Consider the following 10,686-nt stretch of genomic DNA (forward strand, 5'->3'; position numbering starts at 1 on the left):
GCCGGTGGAACGCGACGTCGCGTTCCACCGGCCCACACCGGCGCACCGATCCCGGCGTCACCCGCTCGGTATCCGCTCGGCGCCCGCGGGCGCGACGGCGATCGCCCGGGACGGGCACAGGTCCTCGGCCGTCTCCACGGCCTCCCGGGCGTCCTCTCCCGGATCCGCGTCCAGGACGACGACCAGGCCGTCCTCTCCGTGGTCGAACACCGCGGGCGCGCTGATCGCGCAGTGGCCGGCGGCCATGCAGCGACGCCGGTCGGCGGTCACCTTCATCGTTTCTCCTCTCACCACTCGACGGGCAGGGTGTGCACGCCCTGCATCGTGCCGCCGCCGCGCGTGGGCAGCCTGTCCAGCGGCACGGCGAGCCGCAGGTCCGGGATCCGGTCGAAGAGGACGGAGAACGCGACCTCCAGCTCCATCCGCGCCAGGTTCTGGCCGAGGCACTGGTGGATGCCGAACCCGAACGTGAGGTGGTGGCGGCCGGAGGCGGCGTTGTGCCCGCCGGCGCGGCGGATGTCGAACCGGTACGGGTCGGAGAAGACCGCGGGGTCGCGGTTGGTCATCGAGGAGGAGACCAGGACCCCTTCTCCGGCCCGGATGACGTGTCCGTCGATCTCGATGTCCTCGGTCGCCACCCGCACTCCCGAGACGTCCGTCACCGACACCATCCGCAGCAACTCGTCCACCGCGGCGGGCAGTGCGCCCGGGTCCGCGCGCAGCGCCGCCAGCTGGTCCGGGTGTTCCAGCAGGGTGACCACCCCGAGCGCGATCATCTGGGACGTCGTGTCGTGCCCTCCGATCAGCAGCGCCAGCGCGATGCGCACCAGGTCCTCCCGGGTCAGGTCGCCGTCCTCGTCGACCTGACCCACCAGTCTGCTCAGCACCCCCGCCCCACCGGGTTCACGTTCCTTGGTGGTGATCAGCCCGTCCAGGTAGTCCCAGAGCGCCTGGCCCGCCGCCTCGGCGTCCTGCGCGCTCTTGGCCTGGAGCAGCCCGTTCGTCATCGCCTCGAAGAACGCGTGGTCGTCGTACGGCACGCCGAGCAGCTCCGAGATCACCATGGACGGGATCGGCAGCGCGTAGTCCTCGACCAACTCCGCGGGCGGCCCTTTGCGGAGCAGTTCGTCCACCAGCCTGCCCGCGAGCTCCTCGACGCTCGCGCGCAGAGCGCGCACCTGCTTGAGGCTGAAGTCGGGGGCGAGCAGGCGGCGGTGGATGTCGTGCACGGGCGGGTCGAACCCGATGATGGCGATGGGCTTGAAGATGGGGGCGTCCAGCCGGGGCAGGACCGCGGGGAAGTCGTCGCGGGAACGGTCGGCCGACATACGCGGGTCGGCGAGCAACCGCCGTGCCTGCGCGTGCCCGGTCACCATCCAGATGGACTTTCCGTCCCACAGCCGTACCCGGTGCAGCGGCCCCTGCTCCCCCAGTCCCCGGTATCCGGGAGAGGGTTGCCAGGGGCAGCTCCGGTCCTGGGGGTAGGCGAAGAGCCGCTCGTCCTCGGCCGGGATGGGAGTGTTCACGATGTGGTGCCTCCTGTCGTTTTTCCGTCCGTCGTCGCGGGTGTGAGGGTGCGGTCAGCTCGCCGGTTCCGGGGCGGGGGTCTCCGGTCGTAGCGCGCCGCCGGGCGACAGGGGGTGAGGGCGCGGCTGTGCCCACGCGCGCATGGCGGGTTCCTCGACGAGGCGGTTCAGTGCCCACGCCACCGCCGTGGTGACCCCGAACAGAACCGCGATGACACCGAGGGCGGCCGGCACGTCCCATGTCCGCTCCGCGCCGATCGCGAGGTGCCCGAAGTGCAGGACCAGGAAGTGCGCCAGGTAGGAGGCGTACGAGACCCCGCCCAGCCAGCGCAGGATCCGGCCGCGAAACGGCGTGGGCGCGCCCCGCTCGTCCGCGGCGGCCACGGCCGCGATCAGCAGCGCCAGCGGCAGCGCGATCGTCGCGGTGAGCCCGTAGACGCTCGGCCACAGGTACATCTGCAGGGCGAACCCCGCCGCCAGGACCAGCAGCGCCCGGCCCACGCCCAGCGGGACCCGCCGGCCCGTCAGCACTATGCGGGCCATGACGATGCCGAGGACGAAGTCCAGTGCCCTGATCGGCGGGAAGGAGACCAGGAACCAGTTCTGCACGAACGACATGTCCTGGCCCGGGAGCCGGGGTGTTCCCGGCAGGGCGAGGAGGGCGACGGCGGGCAGCAGGGCGATCACGGCGGCGACGGCGCCGGCCGCCCACCACAGCCGCCGGGCGGAGATCCTGCGGACGAGCGCGTACAGGAAGGGGAAGGCCAGATAGAAGAGCAGGTCGCAGGCGAGGGACCAGGTGACGACGTTGATCGTGATGATCACGTCCATCCGGGGATACCAGGTGTGCACGAGCAGCAGGCTCGGCAGCAGCTTGGGCAGGTCCACGGCCTGGCCCGCCCACACGGCCAGGCCGAGCGCGGCCAGCCAGGTCACCACGTGGACCGGGTAGACCTTGACCAGGCGCCGGCGCCAGAAGCTCGTCCTGGACTGTCCCTCCCGCACCGACCAGGTCAGCACGAACCCGCTCAGCACGAAGAAGAACTCCACACCGAGCCAGCCCGAGGCGAAGGCGAAGGTCTGCAGGGAGGCCGCGGTCTCCCGGTGGAAGAAACCCAGGACACAGGCGTGGCACACGAACACCAGGAACGCCGCCACGAATCTCAACCCGGTGAGCGAGGGGAGCCGCGCGGCCTCCTTCGACGGGTGCGTCGAATGAGTCATCTTTTCTGCTTTCTTCGGCCGGCCTTCGTACGGGGCCGGCCCGAACCTGTGGGGAGGTCAGTCCCCCGGTGATTTCTCGCTGATCCGGATGGCCTGCGCCGGGCAGAGGAAGGCGGCCCTGCGGACCCGTTCCTCCTGCTGCGGCTCGGGCCGCGGGGTGAGCACGACGACCAGGCCGTCATCGTCCTGATCGAAGACCTCGGAGGTGGCGGCCATGCAGCGCCCGCCACTGATGCAGCGCTCCCGATCCGCCCGCACCCACATCCGGCGTCACCATTCGACCGGCAGCTGGAGCACCCGCTGCACGGTGCCCGCGCCGAGGATGGGCAGTTCGTCCACGGGTACGGCCAGCCGTATCCCCGGGATCCGGGTGAGCAGCTGGTGCAGGGCGACCTCCAGTTCGAGCCGGGCCAGGTTCTGGCCGAGACACTGGTGGATGCCGAACCCGAAGGTGAGGTGGTGGGTGTCCTCGCGCAGGACGTCGAACTCGTGGGCCCGCCGGTGCACCTGCTCGTCCCGGTTGGCCAGGGTGCCCGAGACGAGCACCCCCTCCCCCTCCCGGATGAGGTGGCCCGCGATCTCGATGTCCCCCTTGGCGACCCTGGTCGCGACGAGGTCCGTGGTCGCGATGTAGCGCAGGAGTTCCTCGATCGCGCCGGGCAGGCGGGAGGGGTCCTGAAGCACCAGCGCCAACTGGTCCGGGTGCTCCAGCAGCGTGATGACGCCCAGGGCGAGAGAGGAGGAGGTCGTCTCGTGAGCGGCGATCAGGAGCACCAGCGCGATCGAGACCAGCTCGTCGTGCCCGACGTCGCCGGGGATGACCCGCTCCCTCACCAGCGTGCCGAGCAGGCCGTCGGTGGGTTCCTTGATCTGTGCGGCCACCAGCCGGTCGATGTAGTCGACCAGGTCCTGGGCCGCCGTCGCCGACTCCTGCTCGGTGCCCAGCATCACCTTGCCGCTGGCGTCCTGGAAGAAGTCGTGGTCGGTGTAGGGGACGCCGAGATGCCGGCAGATCACCAGGGACGGGAGCGGCACCGCGAGCAGCGGCACCAGGTCGGCGGGAGGGCCGTGGTCGATGATCGCGTCGATGTATCCGGACACGATCTCCTCAAGCTGAGGACGCATTCCGCGAACCGTCTTGAGGCTGAAGTGCGGGTTGAGGTAGCGCCGGTAGATGTCGTGGACGGGCGGGTCCATCGCGATGAGCGCGAGGGTGCGGGCGATCTGCGAGCGGAAGCGGGGGGCGACGATGGGGAACCCGGGGTGGGTGCGCTGCGAGGACAGGTTCGGGTGGGTGAGGATCTCCCGCGACTCCCGGTACCCCGTCACCATCCACGCCTCGCGGCCGTCGAAGAGCGTCACCTTGAGCACCGGCCCCCGCTCACCGATCTCCCGATATCCGGGCGGCGGCTCGTACGGGCAGGTGCGTTTCTGCGGATACGGCGGAGCTTCCGTCATTTCCTTCATCCTTCGGCGAGACAAGAAAAGGGCGCCGCCGGTGCCGTGCGACGACAACGACATTAGGCAGGAACGAAATATTGGGCAAGGCCGGTTCAGCGTTGTTTAAGAATTGCTTATGCGCTGCCCCGAGCGGCCCGGTGAAGCCGGGGAACCGCTTCCAGGAGGGTCTTTGTGTATTGATGCTCCGGAGCTTCGAATACTTTTCTTATGTCGCCGGACTCGACCACTTTTCCGTCTTTCATGACCGCCACTTCGTGACTGATCCTGTGGACGACACCCAGGTCGTGGGAAATGAATACGTAGGCCACGCCGAGCCTTTCCTGAACGTCGGTGAGGACGTCGAGCACCTGCGCCTGGATCACCGCGTCCAGGGCCGAGACCGGTTCGTCGCAGATGATGACGTCCGGTCGCGGGGCGAGTGCCCGCGCGATCGCGAGGCGCTGCCGCTGGCCTCCGGACAGCTCACGTGCCCGCCGGCCGAGCACCTCCTCGTCCAGGCCCACGTGCTCCAGGAGTTCCGCCACCCGTCGTGCGCGTTCGGCGCCGGGGGTGCCCTGCGCGCGCAGGGGCTCCTCCAGAAGCCGCCTCGCGGTGTAGCGGGGATCGAAGGAGGCGAGCGGGTGCTGGTAGATCATCTGGATCCGGCGGCGGGCCGCCCGCCGTTCGGGGCCGCGCAGTTCGCTCCAGGTCCGCCCGTTCACCTCGACCCGGCCGGCGTCCGGCGCGGCCAGGCCCAGCAGCAGCCGGCCCACGGTCGTCTTCCCCGACCCCGACTCTCCGACGATGCCGAGCGTCTCACCGGCCCGTACCTCGACCGACACCTCGTCCACCGCGGTGAACGCGCCCTTGCCCGGCAGCCTGTACCTCTTGACCAGCCCTTCGGCGCTCAGCACCACCTGTCCGGGACCGGGACCGGGACCGGGACGCGGATCGGGGTCGGCCGACGCGATGCCCGCGCCCCGCGCCAGGCCCCGTCCCTGCCCGAGCGCGGCGGCGACCAGGGTCCTGGTGTAGGGGTGGGAGGGCGCCTGGAGCATCTCGCGCGTCGGGCCGTCCTCGACGAACCGCCCGTCCTTCATCACGTACACGTGGTCGGCGATCTCCGCGACGACGCCGAGGTCATGGCTGATGAGCAGGATCGCCGTGCCGTCGCCCGCGCGCTCGCGCAACAGCGCGAGCACCTGCCTCTGCACCGTCGCGTCCAGCGCCGTCGTCGGCTCGTCGGCGATCAGCAGGTCGGGCCGCGCGGCCAGGGCCGAGGCGATCAGGGCGCGTTGCCGCAGCCCGCCCGACATCTCGTGCGGGTACTGCCGTGCCCGGCTCTCCGGCAGGGGGACGCCCACCGAGTCGAGCAGCCGTACGACCTCGTCGCCGATCTCGCCCGAGGGCACGGTCCGGTGCTCGCGCAGGGGTTCCGCCACCTCGGCGCCGACGCGGCGCAGCGGATCGAGGGAGCCCAGGGCGTCCTGCAGGACGAAGCCGACGCGTCGCCCGCGCAGCGCACGCCAGCCTCGGCCCCGCACCCGGCGCAGGTCGAGCCCGTCGAACGCGAGCTCTTCCGCCCGCACGTCGGCGCCGTCGCCGGCCAGTCCCACCAGGCTGCGCGCGGTGACGCTCTTGCCGGAGCCGGACTCACCGACGATCGCCACCACCTGCCCGCGGTCGATGCGGAAGGACACGCCCCGCACCGCGTCGACGTGCCCGCGGCCCGTCGAGAAGCCGACGGTGAGGTCCCGGACGCGCAGCAGTTCCCTCGTGTCCCCGGTGTCCCCGGTGTCCCCGGTGTCCCCGGGCGCCGGGCTCGTGTCCGTCGTGTCGCCGGATACCAGGCTCATGTCCGCCCCCGTTCGATCCGCTGCCGCAGGTGCCCGCCGACGACGGTGATGGACAGGACCGCGATCGTGATGGCGGCCCCGGGGAACGCCGCCGGCCACCAGGCGATCGCGAGGAACTCCTGGCTGTCGGCGAGCATCGCGCCCCATTCGGCGGTCGGCGGCTGGGGGCCCAGGCCCACGAAGCTCAGCGAGGAGCCCGCCACGATCATCGCTCCCAGGGTCACCGTCGCCAGCACCATGACCGGGCCGAGCGCGTTGGGCAGGATGTGCCGCAGGACCACCTGGACGCGCGACCAGCCGAACCCGTGGGCCGCCTCGACGTAGTGCGCTGTGCGCAGCCTGATCACCTCCGCGCGTGTCACCCTGGCGAAGCCCGGCAGGGAGATCACCGCCAGGCCCACGCTGGCCGGGCCGCCGCCGGGTCCCAGCACCGCGACGACCAGGAACACCAGCAGCAGGCCGGGAACGGAGAGGATCACGTCGAGCGATCTGCTGAGCACCTGGTCCATGGTCCGGCCGAGCTGCGCGGCGGCGACCCCGACCAGGACGCCCACGGCCAGCGCGAGCCCGACCGCGCCGGCGCCTATCAGCAGGGAGGGGCCGGCGCCGTGAACGATCCTGGCGTACAGGTCCCTGCCGTTCTGGTCGGTGCCGAGCCAGTGCGTGCCGTCGGGCGGCCGCAGCGTCGCGTTCAGGTCGGCCGCGTCGGGGTCCGTCCCGGTGAACAGCGACGGGAAGAGCGCCATCGCGGCCAGCAGTGCCAGCACGATCGCCCCCGGCCAGAAGCTCTTGGTCACGGCCGGCTCCCCGCCTCTCGCGTCCTGGGGTCGATCACCCGGACCAGGATGTCGACCACGATGTTGACCAGCACGAACACGACCGCGGTGAGCAGCACGATCGCGATCACCACGGGCATGTCCTTGTTCTCCACCGCGAACAGCACCAGCCGTCCGATCCCCTGCCGGGAGAAGACGATCTCGATGATCACCGCGCCTCCGATGAGCGAGCCGGCGATCCAGCCCAGGAGCGTGGTGGCGGGCAGCAGCGCGTGCCGCAGCACGTGCCGCAGGCGCAGCGCGAGCTCGCCGATGCCCCGCGAGCGGGCGGTCACCACGAACGGGTCCTCCAGCGCGCGCAGCAACCCGTCGCGCAGCACCCCCGTCATCACCGCGACCGGCCCCGCGGCCAGCGCGGCGGTCGGCAGCACGAGGCCGGACAGGGAGGAGGAGCCGATGGCCGGGAACCAGTGCAGGTTGAAGGAGAACACCGTCAGCAGCAGCAGCCCGAGCCAGAAGGGCGGCAGCGCCACCACCAGCGACTCGGTCGCGGAGAACGACGAGCGCACCCACCGTCGGCGGTTCGCGCTCACCACGGCGAGCAGGACGGAGGCGACCAGCGTGACCAGCAGGGTCGCCAGGACCAGCAGCAGGGTGTCGGGGAGCTGGGATCCGATCGCGTCCCACACCGGCCTGCGCAGCACGTACGACTCGCCGAACTCCCCCCGCGCGATCCTGGTGAGGTAGGCGAGGTACTGCGCCACGAGCGGATCGTCGAGCCGGTACTCGGCGATGATCCGCTCGCGCACCTCCGGGGTGACGGCGGAGCGGGCGAGCAGCACGTCGGCGGTGCCGCCCGGCATCACCCGCAGCAGCAGGAACGTCGCCGTGACCGCTCCCCACAGCACGGCCACCGAGGCGGCCACGCGCACCAGCACGAGACGCGCCGCCCCGCTTCTACGGCGTGAGGGCTCCGCGTCCGCCGCCTCGGCGGCGGGCACGTTCAGGACGCGAGCCATGCGCCGTACAGGTCGGGGGTGCCGTCGGCGTTGAAGCCGACCTCCCGGACGCCCTCGCGTACGGTCACCGTGGACAGGGGCGAGTAGATCGGCAGGACCGCGGCGTCCTCGGTGATGCGCTTCTGCACCTCGGCGTAGGCGCGGTGCTGCTCGGCCTGGTTCTCGGCGCCGAGCGCGCGCCGGAAGCCTGCCTCCACCTCCGGGTTGTCGTAGCGTGCCATGTTGTTGCTGATCCCGCGCTTGGGCGTGGGGATGTTGTCGGCGCCGAACAGGACGCGCAACACGTCCGGCCCCGGCGCGGAGAAGCTGGTGTCGATCAGTTCGTAGTCACCGTCCAGCAGGCGCTTGACGAAGGTCCCGCCGTCGAGGTTCTCCTCGACCAGTTCGACGCCGAGTCCCTTCGCCGCGGACTGGATCTGCGTGGCGAGGTTGGCCACGGACCCGTCGGACCACATGTGGCGCAGGGTGAGACGTTTGCCGTTCTTCGTGCGGTACCCGGCCGCGTCGCGCCCGGTCCAGCCGGCCTGGTCGAGCAGCCGCTCCGCCTCGGCCGGGTCGTGGGCGTAGGCCGGGGCGAGCGAGCCGTCGTAGCCCGGTGTGCCGGACGAGAGCACCCCCTGGGCGCCTTCGTACACGCCGAAGTAGACGTTCTTCACGATCTGCGCCCAGTCGATGCCGGTACGCAGCGCCTTGCGCACGTTGACGTCGCTGAGCGGGCCGCTCGCGGTGTTGGGCCAGTAGCTGTAGTTGATCCCGGGGAACGGCGTCGAGTGCAGGGTGAACCCGGGCGTGCTCTTGAGCGTGTTGAGGCTCGTCGGCGACAGGCCGGTGACCGCGTCGACCTGGCCGCTGGTGAGCGCGCCCAGCCGGGCGGCGTTGTCCGGCACGACCTTGACCTCGATCCGCTCCAGCCGCGCCGGGCCGCGACGCGGTTCCGGCGCCCAGTCGTAGGAGGGGTTCCTGACGTAGTCGATGCCCTTCTGCGGCACGAGCCCCGTGTCACTGCGGAAGGGGCCGGTTCCGACGATCTTCGCGCACAGCGCGGAGGGGGAGCCCTTGAGGGTGGGCGGGGACTGGATGCCCAGGTTGGGCAGGGCCAGCGCGGCGAGGAATCCCGAGTCGGGCCGCTTGAGCCTGACCTCGACCGTGGAGGGGCCGACGGCCTTGGCCGACCGGTAGGCCGCGAGCAGGCTTCCGGCGAGCAGCGACTTCGTCTCCGGAGCCACCACGTGGTCGAGGTTGGCGACCACCGCCTGGGCGTCGAACCTCTCCCCGTCGGTGAACGTCACGCCCTGACGGAGGTCGAAGGTGTAGGTGAGCCGGTCCGGCGAGACCTCCCAGCGCGTGGCCAGCCAGGGACCGATGGCTCCCTGCGCGTCCTGGTGGACCAGCGAGTCCAGGATCGGCCGGGTGAGGGCCCTGGCCGACTCGGTGGGGCTCTGGTGCGGGTCCAGGCACTCGGGTTCCTTCTCGACGGCCAGGCGCAGCGTGCCGCCGCTCCTGGGCTGCGCGGCGGCGCTCCCCTCCCCTGTCGTGGCGCCGTCCGCGCCGGAGGAACACGCGGTGGCCAGTGCCAGCATCAACGTGGCGGCCCCCGCCATGGTGGCGGGCCTGCGTGACCGGGACCTCGTAGCAGCAGCCATCCTCATCCTCATCGTTCGAACGTCGGGGTGCGCCGGAGGTCGTTCTCCGGCTGGACAGACACACAGTGCTCGGCGGTTCTAAAGCCGGGCTGAACGCGGGCTGAGGAGAGCTGTGGCCGGTGCTCGGGCGCACCGGCCCGTGCGGCCTACAGGGATGAGACGATCTTGGCGAGCAACTCGTACGAGCGGATCCGGGCGGCGTGGTCGGGCACCTGGGTGAGCACGAACAGCTCGTCGGCGCGGGTCCGGCGCAGCAGCTCGGTCAGGCGGGGGGTGATCCGTTCCGGGGAGCCGACGAACTGCGGGTCGATCCGGTCCCGCAGGAAGCGCTCCTCCTGCGGGGTGAACGTGTGCGCCGCGGTCTCCTCCTCGGTGGGCAGCACGGTGCCCGGATCCACGGTGCGCATCAGGATCTGGCCGAACACGAAGGAGGCGGCCAGCCGGTGGGCCCGCTCGTCGGTGTCGGCGGCGACGACGATCACCGCCACGCACGCGTGCGGCTCGGACAGCCACGGCGAGGGCCGGAAGGCCCGGCGGTAGGCGTCGAGCGCCTCGGGGGCGCCGCCCCCCACGATCGCGTGCGCGTAGACGTAGGGCAGGCCCGCCCGGCCCGCGTAGGCGGCGCTGCCGGTGCTGGAGCCCACCATCCACAGCTCGGGCGCGATCGCCGGCTCCGGGATCGCCCGCACGCCGCCGCTGCCTCCGGCGAAGTACTCGCGCAGCTCGTGCAGCGCGTCGCCGAAGTCCAGCCGGCGCGGGTCGCCGATGCGGGCCGCGATCTCGCCGGAGCCGCCCGGGGCGCGCCCGAGCCCCAGGTCGACCCGGCCCGGATAGAGGCCGGCCAGGACTCCGAACTGCTCGGCGACCACCAGGGGCGAGTGGTTCGGCAGCAGCACCGCGCCCGAGCCGACCCGGATGCTGGAGGTCGCCTCCAGGATGGGCCCGGCGAGCACCGCGGGGCTCGACGCCGCCAGCGCCGGCGTGTTGTGGTGTTCGGCCACCCAGTAACGCCGGTAACCGAGCGCCTCCACGGCCTTGGCCAGATCGATCGAACGGCGCAGCGCGTCACCCGCCGTGTCACCTCGCCAGACCGGCGCGGTGTCGTGCACCGAGACCGCGATTCCCTCAGGCAATGCCCTCTCCCTCATCCCGTTCACACATATACGGAGGCTTCCTCACGTTATGTCCGCAAGTTAAATCGA

General features: G+C 71.4%; 10 protein-coding genes. All 10 read right to left on the reverse strand.

Annotated elements, in window-relative coordinates:
• Window positions 1-57: 57 nt before the first annotated feature.
• The 10 genes from AB0B90_RS19485 to AB0B90_RS19530 all read right to left on the reverse strand — a co-directional run bounded on the left by AB0B90_RS19485 (window position 58) and on the right by AB0B90_RS19530 (window position 10,617).
• Window positions 58-276: a ferredoxin gene (locus AB0B90_RS19485; RefSeq protein ID WP_350950123.1), complete on the reverse strand. Its 219-nt coding sequence runs from the start codon at window positions 274-276 to the stop codon at window positions 58-60.
• An 11-nt stretch (window positions 277-287) separates the two neighbouring features.
• Window positions 288-1,526 carry a cytochrome P450 gene (locus AB0B90_RS19490; RefSeq protein ID WP_362923831.1) on the reverse strand — a complete coding sequence of 413 codons (1,239 nt, stop codon included), beginning with the start codon at window positions 1,524-1,526 and terminating at the stop codon, window positions 288-290.
• Between the two features lie 54 nt (window positions 1,527-1,580).
• Window positions 1,581-2,750, reverse strand: a complete 1,170-nt coding sequence (locus tag AB0B90_RS19495) for an acyltransferase (protein ID WP_362923833.1) — start codon at window positions 2,748-2,750, stop codon at window positions 1,581-1,583.
• Window positions 2,751-2,807: 57 nt separating this feature from the next.
• Entirely contained in the window at window positions 2,808-3,014 is a 207-nt protein-coding gene (locus tag AB0B90_RS19500; RefSeq protein WP_350950126.1) for a ferredoxin, read from the reverse strand.
• Window positions 3,015-3,020: 6 nt separating this feature from the next.
• Window positions 3,021-4,208 carry a cytochrome P450 gene (locus AB0B90_RS19505; RefSeq protein WP_350950127.1) on the reverse strand — a complete coding sequence of 396 codons (1,188 nt, stop codon included), beginning with the start codon at window positions 4,206-4,208 and terminating at the stop codon, window positions 3,021-3,023.
• A gap of 116 nt (window positions 4,209-4,324) precedes the next feature.
• Complete coding sequence (locus AB0B90_RS19510; RefSeq protein WP_362923836.1) at window positions 4,325-6,046, reverse strand: ABC transporter ATP-binding protein; 1,722 nt, start codon at window positions 6,044-6,046, stop codon at window positions 4,325-4,327.
• A complete protein-coding gene (locus tag AB0B90_RS19515; protein WP_350950129.1) occupies window positions 6,043-6,843 on the reverse strand; it encodes an ABC transporter permease in 801 nt (266 codons plus the stop codon). The genes AB0B90_RS19510 and AB0B90_RS19515 overlap by 4 nt, the downstream gene beginning before the upstream one ends.
• The gene (locus tag AB0B90_RS19520; RefSeq protein ID WP_350950130.1) at window positions 6,840-7,841 is read right to left on the reverse strand and encodes an ABC transporter permease; all 1,002 of its coding nucleotides are present in this window, start codon (window positions 7,839-7,841) and stop codon (window positions 6,840-6,842) included. Before AB0B90_RS19520 ends, AB0B90_RS19515 begins: the two co-directional genes overlap by 4 nt.
• Window positions 7,826-9,484 carry an ABC transporter substrate-binding protein gene (locus AB0B90_RS19525; protein ID WP_350950131.1) on the reverse strand — a complete coding sequence of 553 codons (1,659 nt, stop codon included), beginning with the start codon at window positions 9,482-9,484 and terminating at the stop codon, window positions 7,826-7,828. The genes AB0B90_RS19520 and AB0B90_RS19525 overlap by 16 nt, the downstream gene beginning before the upstream one ends.
• Before the next feature lie 146 nt (window positions 9,485-9,630).
• Window positions 9,631-10,617 (reverse strand): LLM class flavin-dependent oxidoreductase, encoded by a 987-nt coding sequence (locus AB0B90_RS19530; protein WP_350950132.1) that lies wholly within the window; start codon window positions 10,615-10,617, stop codon window positions 9,631-9,633.
• Between the last annotated feature and the right edge of the window lie 69 nt (window positions 10,618-10,686).

The organism is Streptosporangium sp. NPDC049078, from assembly GCF_040648855.1.
GTDB lineage: Bacteria > Actinomycetota > Actinomycetes > Streptosporangiales > Streptosporangiaceae > Streptosporangium.